The following is a 16,981-nucleotide window of genomic DNA, read 5'->3' on the forward strand; positions in this document are numbered from 1 at the left end:
TATTATTTTCATCGTTATTTTGGTTTTATAACTCCACTAACATCAGAATAATGGAGGATAGACACAGACATGTGCTGACTAGATACAGCACACCCACCACCTGATTTTGATTCAATCCGGCACGCAGCAACCGATAATGGGCTTGACTTGCATCGGCCTGATAGATCGCTTTACCTTGAATGAAACGTTTGATAACGACAAAGATGTTGTCGAAGATCGGTACACCCAGCGCCAGAATCGGAATGAAGATGGACAACATGGTTGCTTGTTTGAATGCACCATCCAGAGCGATAACCGCCAGAATGAAGCCAAGGAACGTAGCGCCTGCATCACCCATGAACACTTTGGCAGGAGCTTTGTTGTACTTCAGATAACCAATCGTTACACCGACCAGAATGATCGACATGAGTGCGGAATCACTTTGACCTTTGGCAAGCGCCACGATGAACAGGGTAATTGCCGAGATGGCCGATAACCCGCCAGCCAGTCCGTCCATGCCGTCCGAGAAGTTGATGACTGTTGTCACCCCGAAGATCCACAGGATCGTGAGAATGAATTGCAGCCAGATCGGAAGCATGACATATTCCGCGTTGAAGGGATTCACAAATCCGGTGAACGCAATGCCAGAAGCGAATACGAGCACTGCCGCAGAGACTTGTACGAGCATTTTGGGCAGGGCAGGAAAATCTTTGCCTTTTGTTTTGTACCAGTCGTCGACGGTACCAATCGTTAGCAGAAGCATACCACCAGCGACAAGAGCCGCTGTTTCCCATGTGATTTCTTTCGTCAGAGCAATGTATGTCAGGAAAAATCCAGTAAATATCGCGTAACTCGCCGTGAGCGGGATAGGTTGCCTGTGTAGCTTACGCTCCACATCTTCCCGAGGCTTGTCCACAAAATCGAGCCGGTGAGCCAATCGACCAAGCGGTGGAATAAGCAGAACCACGACAGCAAAAGACACTATAAAAGCCAGTATGTATACCATAAACTCGCTTGTTTCACTCCCATCTACCAATTTCCCCTTATTATACGAGTTAAACAGGAAATCTGTCGATGTCATTATTGTAACCAGACGTATGCAAAGGTGAGCAAAAGTTCAGGTTTTATTGCATGTGAGGAAGATAGGAGCCGAAATAATGTTTTACGGCTTCTGTATGATATCCATCATCACCTTGCCAGGTTGCTGCAAAGACAAAATCGCTGGAACCACCTTTGCGTTTTCTCGGTTTATCTCCAGGAGCCAGTATGCCGGCTGCCGCCCAGATTTCCAGCAGGGCATCCCGCTCCTGTTTGCTGGAAGGGAAGAGATCCTTCCACTTCTTCTCAAGTGAGCGAGCACTGTCTTTGGGGTCTTCCGTCTGAGCTGCTTCAAGCAGGTTGACCAGGATGGCTTGGTCTTCAGGAGTTACTTCATAGTTCGCATCGTTGTCCTGAAGCAGTAATTCCAGATCCATCAGGCAATAGATAAGCCAGCCGTGACGCACGCCGCCCCACTTGATCCGTTCAAAATTAAGGACGTTTAAGTCGACATTGGAATATTCCTTGTCTGACTGCAAACGCAGGAAGTTACAATCTCCACAGGAACTGGTGTTAGGGTGAAGGGCAGGGCGCTCTGCATAGGTGTGTAAAGGCATGTTCGATGTTAAAGCCCAGCTGGATAATGCGCTGCGTAGATAGGCTTTTTTGGTGGACAGACTGTGTAGAAAGGCCGAAATCACCCGTTCTTTAAACGAGTCATCCTGATGCATGTCGTACAGACGCTGAACAATCTCGTCATGCGTGATCGTGAGTGGATCGAACATAACACCTTTGCTTTTGGCATATTCAAATTCATCTCCAGAGAAGGGTGGAGAGGTTGTTTTCCAGCCACCACCTCCCCAGAAGGTGCTCAGCAGTATCTTTGCTGCCTTTTTGTCCATATGGTTAGCCTCCTTTATGGGAATTGCAATTATGATGAATGTGATGCTTTGATCTATAAGATTGAACTAAAGAGTTTTTATCCTTGCCACTTCGATGACAGAACAACCTTCCGATCGCTGTTATCGCCCGAATTTTCGATTTACTTTTAAAAGGTGAAATTCTGGTAATAGCGTATGCTTACGATGCAGCTTTCTTGCAGAAAGCTTTTAGCTCCGCTTCTTCAGGTTATTTCTGCCCTCTACGTTCTTGTCTAAAGGGTTAATTCAATTTATCTAGGGCCTATGTTACGTATTCCTCGTTTGTATTCAGAATCATGTCGACGAGGCCTGGAAAACGTACGTTTAATTCTTCCTTTCGTAGGGAATAAAAGTGCTGTTTACCTTCAATGCGTGGCTGGATTACGCCAGCTCCACGTAAAATTTTGATGTGATGGGACAACGTGGATTTGGAAATATGGTCTACTTCGAAAGCGGAACAGTTTTTCTCGCCAGAACTGGCCAAACAGTGTGCAATTTTCATGCGGATCGGATCACCCAATGCATTGCAGACCGTGGTCAGCTTCAGTTCCGAAGCCACAGGTATCGTTGGAGTTCTCATATCTATGACGTTAGCATATTCGGCTTTCTCTTTCAATGTTTGAAAAATATCGAACTATAGAAGTTGAACTGTAACTATTACACTTGTTTACTCCGATTGCGGTACCATCTTTCGATCGCTCTTATCCCCAGATTTTCTTTATTCCCTTGGTCCAAGGGAAAAATCCGGTGATAAAGGCGAACGCTTCGCTTCTTCAGATTGGTTCTGCACTCTCCGTGTTAGTGTAAAAGTCGGTCTCAACTTATATATTTCTTGCGGGCAGTATAAGAAGTATGATACATTTCTTTTCAATTAGTTCGAAAATATTCGAACTGAAAGATTGGAAAATGGCTTTTTATTCTAGGAGGAATATAAATGAGTACCACTACACTGTTGAACAACTATTTCCGTTTATTTGATGCTTCACGCACAGACGAGCGCGCCATGCAGGATTTATTGTCCCTGTTTACACCGGACGCAGAGATTGTGCTTAACGGCACCAGCCGAACGGGATTCGACGGTTTTATGAAAGCTTTCTACGAATACAATAAGGATGTAAAACATATGTGGGATGCGTGGGTGCAACAGCCCGACGGCAGTTACCAAACGAACTGGGCGGTATGCGGACAAGCGTCAGACGGAACGGTATATGCCAAAGCAGGCATTGATATCGCACGTGTAAATGATGCGGGACAGATTGTATATCTGGAGAATGTACAGGCCGACCAGAATGCGTTCAGCAAGTATAATCAGTAATTAAAATCTAGGATTTCAGTTCTATAGTTGTTAGAAATCTGAATCAATAAAAGATAGGAAACCTTAACTCCACCGCTTTTTCATGCTGTGGGGTTTTGTTATACCCAACATGCTCAATCATTCTTTTTAGGGTAGGATTAGAATAAAGGGATGAACGTTATAATTCTTATTTGTTGGAATACAGAGGAGTGAACTACATGAACGAAGTTGGGAACCGAAACGCCATGGAACCTTTAGAGGTCATACCGATGGTCGGTATTGGACCATTTAAGTTGGGAATGAGTAAATCAGAGGTAGAAGAGATCATTGAGTGCATCACCCCGGAGATTAGTCAGCTCTACAACCAAATGGAGTATGATTCGGAACATAAACTCTATTTCATTGAAGTAACTAATCCACACGATTATCCACCTGATGAATCTGATGTTGTCCTTACATATGATAATATTGATGTTTTTCGAACAAAGGCTGATGATCTCGTTAAGCTAATAGATAGTAAGACACCATATACTCGAGACATCGATGCGGAGTTGGGATTTTCTTTTATTTTCAAAGACATCCAATTGGCTTTGTGGAGACCTAGCGTGATGACCGAAGAAATGATGAATTCAGTTGAGTTTCTGACCGAGTTTACGCCAGAGAATCAGGAACTGGAAAAGAGATTTTTCTATTTTAGGACGGTTGCTGTGGCGGCCCCTGGATACTTTAATAGAACATAAAGGGAAGCTCCAAGTATGATGAGAGATAAATTTGATCCAATCTAAATAGAATTTATATAGTCTGTGCATGAAAAAAAGCCCATTCCCATATGGACATAACCATGGCGGGGTGGGTCTCTTTAACTTACGATATCTCGTATTAATTCTAACGAACCTGTGACGCGCTATTGGAGGGTATTTGGCAAAAGTGATTTTCTAACGAACCACAGACAAGTTAATTGGCTACATATTAGGTTCTAGAGCAGTTTTGTGCCCATGTAAGCCGATATAAGGTGGCTCAGGTTCGTTAGATTTTGAAAACATGCTATAAACCTCATATAAGATGTCTACGATTCGTTAGCTATTCCATCTCAACTTTTGACTGTCCAACGTGTTGCAACATCCTAGGCTTTTAACCTTCTAGCCCTCACACCGTCCCGTTCTCCGGTCATCCTACATGCAATCTACTGCCGCCCTTATCCCTGCATCGTCTTATTCTGAAAAGCAGCGATATCCGCATACTCTTCTTCAAACTTACGGGAGATGCGGATGAAGATCGGCAGCAGTTCACGGTACACGCGGACACTGTCCGGGTCTGGTTGGTGCCGATGTGTTGATCCGATCATGCCGGAGACGGCACTCAGGGAATCGATGCGGCCAAGAGCGTACAAGCCCAGTACAGCAGCGCCGAGACAGGAGCTTTCAATACTTTCGGGGATGATGACATCCTGATCGAAAATATCGGCCATCATCTGGCGCCACAACTCAGAGCGGGCGAAGCCGCCTGTCGCCTGAATTTTTTTCGGACGGCCAATCTTTTCTTCGATCGCCAGCATGACCGTGTACAGGTTAAACAACACACCTTCGAGCGCAGCGCGAATCATATGTTCTTTCTTATGATGCAGCGTCAGACCGAAAAATGAGCCGCGTGCGTTCGGATTCCAGAGTGGAGCCCGCTCACCCGTCATATACGGATGGAACAAGAGACCTTCCGAACCCGGAGGTACGTTTTCTGCGACACGAGTAAGCACTTCATATGGATCGATGCCAAGTCGTTTCGCAGTCTCCACCTCGGAAGCTGCAAACTCGTCCCGAATCCAGCGGAAAATAACACCGCCATTGTTCACCGGTCCGCCAATGACCCAGGCATCCTCCGTGAGCGCATAACAGAAGAAGCGTCCTTTGGGATCGGTCACTGGTTTATCTACGACTGTACGAATCGCTCCACTGGTACCAATGGTCACGGCCACGACGCCCGGATCAATGGCGTTCACGCCCAGATTGGAGAGCACACCATCACTTGCACCGATGACAAATGGTGTGGTGACCGCAATGCCCATCTCCTTGGCATACTCCGGGTGCAACCCATGTTTCAGCACATGTGTGGTTGGGACCAATCGGGACAAGTGTTCCGGCGTAATGCCCGCTACATGCAGCGCTTCAGCATCCCAGTCGAGTTTCTCCAGATTCATGAGTCCGGTTGCGGAGGCCATGGAGTGATCAATGACGTATTCAGAAAATAATTTATAGAAGACATATTCTTTCATGGATATGAATTTGTGCGTCTGTCTGAACATTTCAGGCTGATCCCGAGTGAGCCACATGATCTTGGTGAGTGGGGACATCGGATGAATCGGCGTACCTGTTCTCAGATAGATTTCGTGACCATTCATCTCCGATTTGAGTACTTCCGTCCACTCTGCACTGCGATTATCTGCCCAAGTCATGGCCCGCATCAGCGGTGTGCCCTGTTGATCGACTGGCAGAATGCTGTGCATGGCCGAACTGAAGGATACAAACAGGATGTCCTCTGGTTTAACCCCCGCTTTGGAAGTGGCCTGTTTAACGGACTCGATGACTGCTTTGAAAATATCTTCCGCATCCTGCTCCGCAATCGCAGGTGTGGGGGTGTGCAGCGGATAATCGGCACTGCCTTGAGCCACAATGGTTCCGTTCTGTTCGAACAAGACGGCCTTGGTGGAGGTCGTGCCGATATCTACGCCGATCATATAGGGTGAAGAAGCCATTTTGTCATCCCTCTTTCTTAAATATATAAGGTGGTGCTATTCATCCAACTTATATGGCATCTGTTATTTCATCTATAGATAAGAATATCAGACTTGAGGGATGGATCAAAATGCCACAATCTTAGTCCTTCACCGCCCCTGCGGCAATATCCGAAATAAACTGGCGGCTGATAAACAGGAACATAACGATGAGCGGAATGACGGCAAGCAACGTACCAGCGATAACCATGGCATAGTCTGTGTTATACAACCCGTTTAATTGAGACAACGCAATCTGCAACGTGTATTTGCGTTCATCCGTCAGGACGATCAAAGGCCACAGATAATCATTCCATACGCCGATAAAGGTGAACGCCCCGAGGAAAGCAAAGGCAGGTCGCAGAATTGGCAGCGCCACGTTCCAATAGAGTCGGAAGAAATTACAGCCGTCGATGCGGCCCGCATCCAGCAGATCGTTGGGAATGGACTCTGTGGCATACTGGCGAATCCAGAAGATGCCGAAGGCGTTCACCATGCCCGGAATAATGAGAGCTTTGAAGGAACCGACCCAACCGAACGTAGCCATGAGTACGAAGGAAGGCACCAGCGACAGCTGGGAAGGTACCATCATGGTTGCGAGCAGCAAGATGAAGAGCCACTTTTTGCCGGGAAATTCAAACTTCGCAAACGCAAACCCCGCCAGTGAGTCAAAAAACAGCACCAGAATGGTCACGAGGCCTGACACAAACAACGTATTCAGAAAGGCGCCCCAGAAATCAATCTGCTGCAACACCCGCGTGATATTATTCCACAGTTCGCCCCCGAACCAGAGCTGGGGTGGAAACTTGTAGATATCGGACGTTGTCCGGGTAGACATTACAATCAGCCAATAGAACGGGAACATGGATATGAGCATGCCCCCGATAAGACCGGTATACAACACCAGCGATTTGAGGTGTTTGGTCGCCATGTGCGCTCCCCCTTATCACATCAGGATGATTTGCCTTGAACAAGCTTCCAGTTCACAATCGAGAACAGGGCGATAATGAGGAACATGCCCCAACCAACGGCAGCGCCATATCCGAAATAATTGTTAATGAAGGATTCACGGTAGAGGTACAGTACAATCGTCATGCCTGCTGCACCTGCGCCACCGTCATTGCCTACCAATACTTGTGGCTCGGTGAACAGTTGCATACCGCCAATCGTTGATGTAATGACCGTAAACAGAATCACAGGACGCAACATCGGAATTGTAATTCGGAAAAAGGACTGTATCGCTGATGCGCCATCAATCTTGGCCGCTTCGTATAATGTCTGCGGAATACTCTGAAGTCCGGCCAGATAGATGACGGCGTTATATCCGGTCCAGCGCCAGACCACCATGGAGGAGATTGCGACTTTAATGCCCCATGGTGCATTAAGCCACTCCACAACCGGTAACCCGACCGACTGCAACAGATAATTGAGAAAGCCATAATTGTTGGCAAATAAAGCACCGAAGATAATGGCTACCGCCACGATGGATGTGACGTTTGGCAGAAAATAACCGACCCGAAACAGGGTACGAAACTTCACAAATGGTGCATGTAGCAAAAAGGCAATAATCAGGGCGAAAAAGAGCATCGGAATCGTCGAATAGATCCAGATCATGAACGTGTTGCCCACGGCTTGCCAGAACTCGGCATCGGTCAGCATGTATTTGAAATTGTTGAGTCCGTTAAACGTCATGACACCGATGCCATCCCATTTATGAAAAGCCAGATAGAGTGAGAACCCAATCGGGAACAGCCCAAATACCGCAAACAGAATATAAAACGGCGATATCGCAACATAAAGTGCACGATGCTCCCACATTCTGGCCCACAGTGACTTCTGCCGATCCAGATCAGGTCTTGCATTTCCGGGATCGGGAGTAAGACGAGGTTCAGTTACAGCCATATGAATTCCTCCTTTGCGGATAACGAAACCACACGTTTTTCAGGTTAACGCTGCAATTCCCGCTCGACGCGGTGTACCGTATCCGTCCAGACCTGCTGTGGATCGGCATTTTGCTTCGCGACATCATTCAGCCGTCGAGTGATAATGTTGTGTACGGATGGGTATCTTTCGCCAAAGAAAGCATCCGGCACATCCTGTGCCGATTCGGCAAATACAGGCCCTGTCGCCTGTCCACCGAAGAAAGGTTCTTTTTCTTTCATGGCAGGATCATCAAACACACCTGGTGCAGAAGGGAACAGGTTCAGTGTCTGATATTGCTCCAGTTGATTTTCGGGACTTTGCAGCCAGCGAACCAGTTCAAAGGCTTCCTGAGGATGTTCACTCGACTTCAGGATGGACAGGAATGATCCTCCGTTGTTGCCATCTCCCTCTGGTGCTCGAGCGACCCGCCACTTCCCGGATGTATCCGGAGCGGCTTCCTGAAGAACTTGTTTCATCCAGACAGCGCCCACGAAAGAGGCGATTTCGCCATTATTCATCGCGGCGTTCCAGCTTGGAGTCCAGCCATCTGCATTGGCTAGCAGTCCCTTCTCTTTGAAAGCAACGGCCGTATCCCAGCTCTTGCCCACAATAGGGGAATCCATGCCGATAAAGGACCCGTCCGGCCGGAAATAACGCTCCGCAGACTGCGATATGACTTGATTGTAAACGGTTGCAATATTGTCGGTTAGAAAAACCTTGCCTCCGAATTTTTCCTTGAGCTGTTCTCCGGCAGCAACATATGCATCCCAACTGTTGATCTGGCGTGTAACGTCCTCGGGATCAGATGGCAATCCGGCCTCCTTGAACAGATCTTCTCGGTAGAAGAGGGCTGTTGGGCCCGTATCCATCGGGAAACCAATCATCTGTCCGCTTGGCGTAACGCCTTGCTTCCATTTCCACGGCAGATATTGGTCTTCAATATCTCCTGCACCGAGATCATACAGATTATAGAAACGGTCCTCACTGGGGAATAGCTCCATGATCCAGTCGTTCAATGCTACAATGTCTGGTTCACCTGAGCGTGCAGCGAGTGTTGTTTTGAGTTTTGCTTTGAAATCACCGCCGATTTTCTGAGCTGTCAGTTCGATATTGGGGAACTTTTCCTTAGCCCTGGCAATCAACTTATCATCGATGGAACGATTCCAGTACCATAATGTAAGCGCTACCTTTTTGTTGTTCGCTGAATCGTCCTGTCCGGGCCAGATGGAGCATCCGCTTATGAGCAGGACGCAGACCATCAGTATGGCTGTCCAGCATGTTCTTTTCCGGCGGATCATGTGTATTACCCCCTCATCATTAAGTTCGAGGCATGAAGTGCTTTGGACTACAACATTAGTGTATGAGCAGTTTATAAACTCATACCCAATATTCCTAAAATGAAACACATATTTGTGTCAATTGCGTAACATAAATTGGGTAGTTACTTTAAAAATAAAAGTTACTTGACACATTATAATTTTTATTCTAAACTAACTTACATAAAGTAACTAATGATGATGAGAATAATATAGATACGTACTATATAACGTCCAAGTGATCCATTTTCGCTTTGGATGCGAATCAATCAACAGACAAGTTGGCCTAAACAGGAGGAACGACAATGATCAATTCACATATTATTCAACTGCTTGCCCCCAAAATTCAGACTTTTCCGAGTGGAAAAGAGTTCATATACCTCGTGGGACCGATTAAGCTCCCGGTAAACCTTGATGGGGAGACCAAGACATTCCAGTGGTATAGCTGGATGAAGTCAGACAAAGCGATGGAGAGCGGCGAGTTAATCGAATCCCTTGCTGAGGCTGAACTGGCAGAGCGTCAACAATCCAGTGTTCTGGTGTATGGTGACTTTGCTGAAGCACAAGAAGCGCTGATCCGGATGCATAGCATCTGTCATACAGGCGACATCTTTGGCAGCAAACGCTGTGATTGCGGCTTCCAATTGGAGCAATCCATGAAAATGATCGCCGCTCATGGAGCGGGTGCACTGTTCTATCTTGCGAACCATGAGGGACGTGGCATTGGTCTGTTCAGCAAAGCCATGGCGTACATTTTGCAAGAAGAAGGTCTGGATACGGTAGATGCAAACTTGCAACTCGGATTCACAGACGATGCCCGCAATTATGACGATGCGATTGCCGTATTGCGTGCGCTTCGCTCCGCACCGGTTACATTGATCACCAACAATCCACGGAAGCTGGCTGCTTTGCAGGAAGCGGGATTGAATGTGGGCGGACGTGTGCCACTATGGGGAGATCGCTCTGCTTTCAACGAGAAATATCTGCAAACGAAAGTGAACCGTTCCGGTCATTTGGCAGAAAGTGATGGTTGGGCTGGGGCAGAGACGCTGCTTCCGCATGCGCAGGCTTAATCATTATTTATAGACGTATACGAATAGATGGCTAGCCGTTGATGTACTCTCTGTTATGGAGAAGTACAACAGCGGCTTTTTGCTATGGATGATAGGGTAGCGATCAGGTTTTCCTGATTCACGGAATGGCTTGCCGTTCCCGCAGTGCGGATTATACAATATAGTCATCTGATGAATGCGGGAGGAACCAAGGTGCCATTTGAGGGACAACGTATATTGCCGGCTGCAAAGAGCATGAAGCAGTTTGAAGCGATGATTGAAGGCCCTTATACCTATGGGGTGATGCTGGAAACGCATATTGCACAGCTTCAGAGTGTAATGGACGAGGCTCGGCGGTACGACAAAAAGATACTTTTGCATGCAGATCTGGTCCAAGGATTGAAGAATGATGAGTATGCGGCAGAGTATCTGTGTCAGCACATTCGCCCGGCAGGACTGATCTCTACGCGAGCGAGTGTCATTCAGAAGGCAAAGCAGAAAGGCATTACAGCGATTCAACGTATTTTTCTGCTCGATACCCATGCACTGGAGAAAAGTTATCTGCTGCTGGCCAAAACCCAACCGGATTATATTGAAGTATTACCTGGCGTTATTCCGCATATTATTGCGGAAGTATCTGTGCGTACAGGGATACCCATTATTGCAGGGGGATTGATCCGTTCACCGGAAGAGGTTGAACTTGCGCTTGGCGTCGGGGCTACGGCAGTGACCACATCCAACGCAGATCTGATCCGACACTTCGAGAAATCGCTTACACCTTAAAAAGAACCCACAACGGGAGGTTGGCTGTATGGAAAAATATATATTGGCTCTGGATCAGGGAACAACAAGCTCCCGAGCTATTCTATTTAACCGTGGCGGGGAGATTGTGCACATTGCACAGCAGGAATTCCCTCAATATTTCCCCAAACCGGGCTGGGTAGAGCAGAATGCCAACGAAATCTGGAGTTCCATTCTTGCCGTGATGGCTTCATGTCTGGCAGAGAGCGGAATCAAACCTGTCCAGATTGCCGGAATTGGAATTACGAATCAACGTGAGACCGTTGTGGTATGGGACAAAGAAACAGGCAGACCCATCTATAATGCAGTGGTATGGCAATCCAGACAGACCGCAGATATCTGTGAAGAATTGAAGACGCAGGGTCTCGGGGACCTTTTCCGCCGTAAAACAGGATTACTGATCGATCCCTACTTCTCGGGAACAAAGGTGAAGTGGATTCTGGATCATGTCCCTGGTGCCCGGGAGCGGGCAGAGAAGGGTGAACTGCTGTTTGGCACGATTGATAGCTGGCTGATCTGGAAACTGAGCGGGGGTACACATGTCACGGATATATCCAATGCCTCACGTACTCTGATCTATAACATCTATGATCTGCAATGGGATGACGAATTGTTGGATATCCTCGACATTCCCAAGGCTATGCTACCAGAAGTGCGAGGTTCATCCGAGGTGTATGCACACACAACAGACTATCATTTCTTCGGTCATCGGATTCCGATTGCGGGAGCGGCAGGAGATCAACAGGCAGCGATGTTTGGTCAGGGCTGTTACACCAAGGGTAGTATGAAAAATACATATGGTACCGGTTGTTTCATGCTTATGAACACGGGAGAGAACCCGGTACAATCCAATCACGGACTGATTACAACGATTGCCTGGGGGATGAATGGCAAGGTTGAATATGCGCTCGAAGGTAGCATTTTTGTTGCAGGTTCAGCGGTTCAGTGGCTGCGTGATGGATTAAGAATGCTTCGCTCTTCAAAAGATAGTGAGGATTACGCCTCACGTGTGCCTTCGACAGACGGCGTTTATATGGTACCTGCATTTGTGGGACTGGGCAGTCCGTATTGGGATAGTGAGGTTAAGGGTGCGGTGTTTGGCCTGACACGAGGCACGACAAAGGAACACTTTATCCGTGCTACGCTTGAGGCATTGGCGTATCAGACCAAAGATGTACTGGAGGCAATGGAATCCGACTCGGGTATTCCCGTGCATGCTCTGCGTGTGGATGGAGGAGCGGCGGCCAATGATTTCCTCATGCAGTTCCAGAGTGATATTCTGGGCATTCCTGTCGAACGCCCAACGGTGAATGAAACGACTGCATTGGGTGCGGCTTATCTGGCAGGATTGGCGGTAGGATATTGGACGAGTGCGGATGAATTGACGGATCATGAAAATACGGAGCGTGTCTTCCAGCCTGTTATGGCTGAGCAACAACGAACAGAACTGTATACAGGCTGGAAGCGTGCAGTGAATGCAGCAATGGCTTTTAAATAAAAGAAATGAAATGAATATTTCTTGGTGTGGGTATTTGTACTTTTTAACTAAACATATGTTATAAATGATATTTACTGGTGGAAAATGATGCATGATTTACAGGGTTATTCTTCCTGGAGGAGGCAAAATATATACCCACTATAAGGAAAAAAATAAGGTTAGTGGATTCATTTGAAATTCCATCCTTTGTCAGAACAACTTTTTGAATTTTTTTTGAATAATGTGTCATTTCAGGACTTCACGCCGTCAAAAATCTGTGATAGGATAAAGGCACAAGTTAAAAAAATGATGTCTGGAGATCGGGAGGGACCACGTGCCGCTCAGCAATTGCTGAGCGAATGACGTGGTCCTTTTTTTGTTTTTTTACGGAAATATTAAGGAAATCAATGGGAGGTTCAAGAATGACAGAAACGTTCTCGTCAGCACAACGGACCGAATATTTGCAAAATATGGCGAATGCACATTTTGACGTATTGATTATTGGCGGCGGGATTACAGGCGCAGGGATTGCATTGGATGCGGCTTCGCGTGGGTTGAAGACGGCGCTTGTAGAAATGCAGGATTTTGCAGCAGGTACATCCAGTCGTTCGACCAAGCTTGTCCATGGCGGATTACGTTATTTGAAGCAATATGAAGTGAAGATGGTTGCTGAGGTAGGACGGGAGCGGGCTGTAGTTTATGAAAATGGGCCACATGTGACAACACCGGAACCGATGTTGTTACCGATCTATACGGCTGGCACGTTCGGCCGCTTCAGCACATCCATTGGACTGATGGTGTATGACCGGCTCGCCGGGGTGAAGCGCAGTGAACGGCGCCAAATGTTGAATGCTGGAGCAGTGTCAGATAGTGAACCTCTGTTACGCAAACAGGGGTTGTTGGGTGGTGGACTCTATGTGGAGTACCGGACTGACGATGCCAGGCTCACCATAGAAGTTATGAAAGAAGCCGTTAAACGTGGGGCACAGGCAGTGAACTACGTTAAGGCGAAAGGTTTCCTGAAGGAGAATGGCAAGATTACAGGTATTGAAGCCATGGATCAGATCGATGGGCAGACTTATACGCTGAAAGCAAGCAAGGTGATCAACGCTTCCGGTCCATGGGTGGACGGTCTGCGGGAATTGGACGGTTCACGCCAGGGGAAAACGCTGCAGATGACCAAAGGCATTCATTTGGTCTTTGATGGTGAACGATTCCCATTAAGACAGGCCGTCTATTTTGATACACCAGATGGTCGAATGGTCTTTGCTGTCCCACGTGATGGAAAAACCTATGTAGGTACAACCGACACTGTATATCAGGATGATCCTGCACAACCGCAAATTTCCGACTCGGATCGCGATTATGTGATTGATGCAGTTAATGGCATGTTTCCAGATGTACACATTGGTACCGAGGACGTGGAATCCGGATGGGCGGGTGTACGTCCACTAATTCATGAGGAAGGCAAGAATCCTTCCGAAATATCACGTAAAGATGAAGTCTGGGTATCCGAATCCAATCTGATTACGATTGCCGGGGGCAAGTTAACCGGATACCGTAAAATGGCCGAGATGGTTGTTGATCTGGTCGCACGCCAGATGGAGCAGGAGAGTGGGCATTCCATAGGCCCTTGTGTAACGAAGAAGATGCCCATCTCCGGCGGTGATGTAGGGGGAGCGGCTGGATTTGTATCGTATGCGGAGCGCAAGATCAAGGATGGTGTTGCCTTGGGGCTTGCCCGACCGGCTGCGGAGCGGCTGGTTCGCACGTATGGTTCCAATGTGGAGGCACTGTATGAGCGAATGCCCGATCCACGCACCAAGTCCGAGCTTCATGGCATGCCACAGGAGCTATTGCTTATGCTACATTACGCGATTGATGAAGAGATGGCTGTAACCCCATCTGACTTTTTGGTACGAAGAACAGGTGATTTATTCTTCCGTATTGATGAAGTTCGTCGCTATAAAGCAGCGGTTATCTCGTATATGGCAGGTCGTTTGGACTGGTCTGAAGAGGAAGAGGTTAAACATACACAGGAACTGGATCAGCTGTTGCTGGAAGCATCCGGCAAAATCTGAGGCAGGATTTCAAGATCGAGAGTCGAATGGAACATGTAAGCGTGTAACATAGAGAGGGGATTACATCCATGACATTACAGATCGGAATCATTGGAACAGGCTGGTTCAGTAAGGTACACGCGGATATTCTCGCACGGATGGAAGGTGTTCGTGTTGCGAGTGTCTGTGGAACATCGCTCGAAAAGGCAGAGGCTATGGCCTCCGTTTATGATGCTGTTGGTTACGGGGAACTTGAACATATGCTGGATGGTGAGAAGCTGGATGCGGTGTATATCTGTGTGCCTCCGATGTCTCACGGATCGATTGAATCCGAATTAATCCGCCGCGGTATTCCATTCCTGGTGGAGAAACCGTTGAGCACCGGAATGGATGTTCCGCGTCAGGTGTTGGATCAGTTGCAAAAGAGTGGATTGTTAACCTCTGTAGGATACCATTTCCGTTATCAGGAGGCTGCGCAGGTTCTGCAGCAAGCGATGAAAGAACAGACGGTCGGCATGGCTCTTGGCCGCTGGATGGGCGGAATGCCAGGGGTCGCCTGGTGGCGGCGTCAGGACGGTTCAGGAGGACAATTCGTAGAGCAGACTACACATATTGTAGACTTGCTTCGGTATTGTGCAGGAGAAGTTACGGAGGTATATGCTGTAGCAGCTCAGCGAAGCATGCATGAGAAGCATGAGCATGTGACCGTAGCCGATGTGGCAAATGTGACGCTCAAGCTGGAAAGTGGAGCGATTGCCAGTATCGCCAATACATGTCTGTTGCCAGACGGAGAGGGCGGCGCAGGACTCCAGTTCTACACGGATGCAGGTGTGTGGGATTGGACGCCAGAACGTTTGCTTCTACCAAGTGCCGCAAAACATGCGATGGCAGGTCTGGAGATTCCGGCAGGACATAACCCATACGAGCGTGAGAATGAAGCGTTCATTCACGCCCTGCGTACGGGAGACCGTTCACGAATTCTGTCCGATTATGCAGATGCCTGCCGTACACAGGAGATTACGACGGCGGCGCTGGCATCGGCAGATTCCGGTCTGCCGGTACAGCTTCAGCCTTCAAAACATCTCTCTCATTAAAAGGTTGAAGGTAATATAAATACGCCTGAATCAGGGAATGATCCGCAGATCAGCCTGATTCAGGCGTATTTATGTTGAGTAGAGATTATTAAGTAGCAATTCAACTACTCGGATTTCTGCTGTTTCAACCAGTCGGATGACCAACTGTAGATCTGATCAATGACAGGTTCAATGGCTCTGCCTTTCGGTGTCAATTCATACTCTACACGGGGAGGTATCTCGGGAAACATGTGTCGGGTTACGATACCTTCCGTCTCCATTTCCTTCAATCTCTCCGATAAAAGTCGTCCACTGATCGCCATCTCTGCTTCAAGTTCCGTAAACCGCTTGGGTCCGGACAACAGTTGGTACATGATTAACAGTACCCACTTCTTGCCTATGATGTCTATGGCTTGAGTGATCATACAGGGACTTGGTGATTTTACTTTTTTCAGCTTCAACGTGTTCACCTCGATTCATAATGATTTTCTTCAAAGTTGTATATGAAAGGATATGATTTCTGCCGCTTTAAGAATATAGGACATCCAAGTAAATGAGGGTTACTACAAAATATACTGTAACATACCTTTTGTATGTATTATACATCATACAGTGAAAAATTACTTGAAGAAATTATATTATTATTATATACTAACTTCACAAAAGTAAGTTGGTGATAAATAATACGTATAATATGAACGCGTACTATTCTGAAAATTGAACTGGGCTGAACGGTTGAAAACAGAGTGACCTTTGGGAACTTTTACATAGATTCTTTTTTTACAATGTGCAGCAAAAATAATCATTACATAGTAGGAACATATAATTTGTTACAGGAGGATCTACATATGAACAAGATTTTGGGTTACGTTTTTCTGGTTGTGTTAGCAGGTGTCTTCGTCATGACGGGGTTTAACAAGATTAGTGGGGCAGATATGATGATTCAGACATTCGAAAGTTTCTCTTATCCGACATGGACGATGTATCTGCTGGGCGCTGCGGAGTTGCTTAGTGCTGTAGGACTGCTGATTCCACGGACTCGCATCCTGGCTTCTGGCATACTGACCTTCATTCTGATTGGGGCCGTGGGAAGTCATCTGATCTATGCACAATACGCTGCTGTTCCGTTCCCGGCTGTGTTGTTGGTAGCTAACATCATTGTCCTGGTTGTGGGCATGCGCAGATTGGAAGCGGAAGAAGAAGGCCAGATGGACGCGATTCAGGCGTAAGTTAAAGATAAGAGGGAACGTTATTGGGCTATTTACTGAGGAAAAGGTATTCCTG

Annotated in this window: 16 protein-coding genes; 8 read left to right on the forward strand and 8 right to left on the reverse strand. The window is 47.3% G+C overall.

Annotated elements, in window-relative coordinates:
- Nucleotides 1–25 precede the first annotated feature (25 nt).
- From AC1DE7_RS23125 to AC1DE7_RS23135, 3 genes are all read right to left on the reverse strand, one after another.
- Nucleotides 26–985, reverse strand: coding sequence for an MraY family glycosyltransferase (locus AC1DE7_RS23125; protein ID WP_036613004.1), 960 nt, complete (start codon nt 983–985; stop codon nt 26–28).
- A 118-nt stretch (nt 986–1,103) separates the two neighbouring features.
- Entirely contained in the window at nt 1,104–1,919 is an 816-nt protein-coding gene (locus AC1DE7_RS23130) for a hypothetical protein (protein ID WP_477535272.1), read from the reverse strand.
- Between the two features lie 280 nt (nt 1,920–2,199).
- Nucleotides 2,200–2,517 carry an ArsR/SmtB family transcription factor gene (locus tag AC1DE7_RS23135; protein ID WP_477535273.1) on the reverse strand — a complete coding sequence of 106 codons (318 nt, stop codon included), beginning with the start codon at nt 2,515–2,517 and terminating at the stop codon, nt 2,200–2,202.
- Nucleotides 2,518–2,871: 354 nt separating this feature from the next.
- Between AC1DE7_RS23135 and AC1DE7_RS23140 the strand changes: the two genes are divergently transcribed.
- Together AC1DE7_RS23140 and AC1DE7_RS23145 are read left to right on the forward strand one after the other, a co-directional pair.
- Complete coding sequence (locus tag AC1DE7_RS23140; protein ID WP_477535274.1) at nt 2,872–3,252, forward strand: nuclear transport factor 2 family protein; 381 nt, start codon at nt 2,872–2,874, stop codon at nt 3,250–3,252.
- Between the two features lie 197 nt (nt 3,253–3,449).
- The gene (locus AC1DE7_RS23145) at nt 3,450–3,971 is read left to right on the forward strand and encodes a hypothetical protein (RefSeq protein WP_339284646.1); all 522 of its coding nucleotides are present in this window, start codon (nt 3,450–3,452) and stop codon (nt 3,969–3,971) included.
- Between the two features lie 455 nt (nt 3,972–4,426).
- On the opposite strand, the gene gntK is transcribed toward AC1DE7_RS23145, so the two are convergent.
- The 4 genes from gntK to AC1DE7_RS23165 form a co-directional block, all read right to left on the reverse strand.
- Nucleotides 4,427–5,977: a gluconokinase gene (gene gntK, locus AC1DE7_RS23150; protein WP_477535275.1), complete on the reverse strand. Its 1,551-nt coding sequence runs from the start codon at nt 5,975–5,977 to the stop codon at nt 4,427–4,429.
- Nucleotides 5,978–6,098: 121 nt separating this feature from the next.
- A complete protein-coding gene (locus tag AC1DE7_RS23155; protein WP_036612996.1) occupies nt 6,099–6,926 on the reverse strand; it encodes a carbohydrate ABC transporter permease in 828 nt (275 codons plus the stop codon).
- Nucleotides 6,927–6,946: 20 nt separating this feature from the next.
- Complete coding sequence (locus AC1DE7_RS23160; protein ID WP_036613110.1) at nt 6,947–7,813, reverse strand: carbohydrate ABC transporter permease; 867 nt, start codon at nt 7,811–7,813, stop codon at nt 6,947–6,949.
- 128 nt (nt 7,814–7,941) lie between these two features.
- Complete coding sequence (locus tag AC1DE7_RS23165; RefSeq protein WP_405158114.1) at nt 7,942–9,216, reverse strand: ABC transporter substrate-binding protein; 1,275 nt, start codon at nt 9,214–9,216, stop codon at nt 7,942–7,944.
- A gap of 323 nt (nt 9,217–9,539) precedes the next feature.
- On the opposite strand from AC1DE7_RS23165, the gene AC1DE7_RS23170 reads away from it, so the two are divergent.
- From AC1DE7_RS23170 to AC1DE7_RS23190, 5 genes are all read left to right on the forward strand, one after another.
- Nucleotides 9,540–10,307: a GTP cyclohydrolase II gene (locus AC1DE7_RS23170; protein WP_047840826.1), complete on the forward strand. Its 768-nt coding sequence runs from the start codon at nt 9,540–9,542 to the stop codon at nt 10,305–10,307.
- Nucleotides 10,308–10,499: 192 nt separating this feature from the next.
- Nucleotides 10,500–11,069, forward strand: a complete 570-nt coding sequence (locus AC1DE7_RS23175) for a glycerol-3-phosphate responsive antiterminator (RefSeq protein ID WP_026081418.1) — start codon at nt 10,500–10,502, stop codon at nt 11,067–11,069.
- A gap of 28 nt (nt 11,070–11,097) precedes the next feature.
- Nucleotides 11,098–12,585 carry a glycerol kinase GlpK gene (glpK, locus tag AC1DE7_RS23180; RefSeq protein ID WP_036667919.1) on the forward strand — a complete coding sequence of 496 codons (1,488 nt, stop codon included), beginning with the start codon at nt 11,098–11,100 and terminating at the stop codon, nt 12,583–12,585.
- Between the two features lie 401 nt (nt 12,586–12,986).
- Nucleotides 12,987–14,645, forward strand: coding sequence for a glycerol-3-phosphate dehydrogenase/oxidase (locus AC1DE7_RS23185; protein ID WP_405158113.1), 1,659 nt, complete (start codon nt 12,987–12,989; stop codon nt 14,643–14,645).
- A 68-nt stretch (nt 14,646–14,713) separates the two neighbouring features.
- Nucleotides 14,714–15,718: a Gfo/Idh/MocA family protein gene (locus AC1DE7_RS23190; RefSeq protein WP_405158112.1), complete on the forward strand. Its 1,005-nt coding sequence runs from the start codon at nt 14,714–14,716 to the stop codon at nt 15,716–15,718.
- A gap of 104 nt (nt 15,719–15,822) precedes the next feature.
- On the opposite strand, the gene AC1DE7_RS23195 is transcribed toward AC1DE7_RS23190, so the two are convergent.
- Nucleotides 15,823–16,122 carry a winged helix-turn-helix transcriptional regulator gene (locus AC1DE7_RS23195; RefSeq protein ID WP_026081419.1) on the reverse strand — a complete coding sequence of 100 codons (300 nt, stop codon included), beginning with the start codon at nt 16,120–16,122 and terminating at the stop codon, nt 15,823–15,825.
- A 423-nt stretch (nt 16,123–16,545) separates the two neighbouring features.
- On the opposite strand from AC1DE7_RS23195, the gene AC1DE7_RS23200 reads away from it, so the two are divergent.
- Nucleotides 16,546–16,926, forward strand: a complete 381-nt coding sequence (locus AC1DE7_RS23200; protein WP_051447288.1) for a DoxX family protein — start codon at nt 16,546–16,548, stop codon at nt 16,924–16,926.
- Nucleotides 16,927–16,981 lie beyond the last annotated feature (55 nt).

This window comes from Paenibacillus sp. 10L310, from assembly GCF_056395745.1.

Bases quoted from the DNA above. Each gene is read 5' to 3' on its own strand.
- AC1DE7_RS23125 (WP_036613004.1), bottom strand. From the start codon at position 985: ATGGTATACATACTGGCTTTTATAGTGTCTTTTGCTGTCGTGGTTCTG.
- AC1DE7_RS23130 (WP_477535272.1), bottom strand. From the start codon at position 1,919: ATGGACAAAAAGGCAGCAAAGATACTGCTGAGCACCTTCTGGGGAGGT.
- AC1DE7_RS23135 (WP_477535273.1), bottom strand. From the start codon at position 2,517: ATGAGAACTCCAACGATACCTGTGGCTTCGGAACTGAAGCTGACCACG.
- AC1DE7_RS23140 (WP_477535274.1), top strand. From the start codon at position 2,872: ATGAGTACCACTACACTGTTGAACAACTATTTCCGTTTATTTGATGCT.
- AC1DE7_RS23145 (WP_339284646.1), top strand. From the start codon at position 3,450: ATGAACGAAGTTGGGAACCGAAACGCCATGGAACCTTTAGAGGTCATA.
- gntK (WP_477535275.1), bottom strand. From the start codon at position 5,977: ATGGCTTCTTCACCCTATATGATCGGCGTAGATATCGGCACGACCTCC.
- AC1DE7_RS23155 (WP_036612996.1), bottom strand. From the start codon at position 6,926: ATGGCGACCAAACACCTCAAATCGCTGGTGTTGTATACCGGTCTTATC.
- AC1DE7_RS23160 (WP_036613110.1), bottom strand. From the start codon at position 7,813: ATGTGGGAGCATCGTGCACTTTATGTTGCGATATCGCCGTTTTATATT.
- AC1DE7_RS23165 (WP_405158114.1), bottom strand. From the start codon at position 9,216: ATGATCCGCCGGAAAAGAACATGCTGGACAGCCATACTGATGGTCTGC.
- AC1DE7_RS23170 (WP_047840826.1), top strand. From the start codon at position 9,540: ATGATCAATTCACATATTATTCAACTGCTTGCCCCCAAAATTCAGACT.
- glpK (WP_036667919.1), top strand. From the start codon at position 11,098: ATGGAAAAATATATATTGGCTCTGGATCAGGGAACAACAAGCTCCCGA.
- AC1DE7_RS23185 (WP_405158113.1), top strand. From the start codon at position 12,987: ATGACAGAAACGTTCTCGTCAGCACAACGGACCGAATATTTGCAAAAT.
- AC1DE7_RS23190 (WP_405158112.1), top strand. From the start codon at position 14,714: ATGACATTACAGATCGGAATCATTGGAACAGGCTGGTTCAGTAAGGTA.
- AC1DE7_RS23195 (WP_026081419.1), bottom strand. From the start codon at position 16,122: ATGATCACTCAAGCCATAGACATCATAGGCAAGAAGTGGGTACTGTTA.
- AC1DE7_RS23200 (WP_051447288.1), top strand. From the start codon at position 16,546: ATGAACAAGATTTTGGGTTACGTTTTTCTGGTTGTGTTAGCAGGTGTC.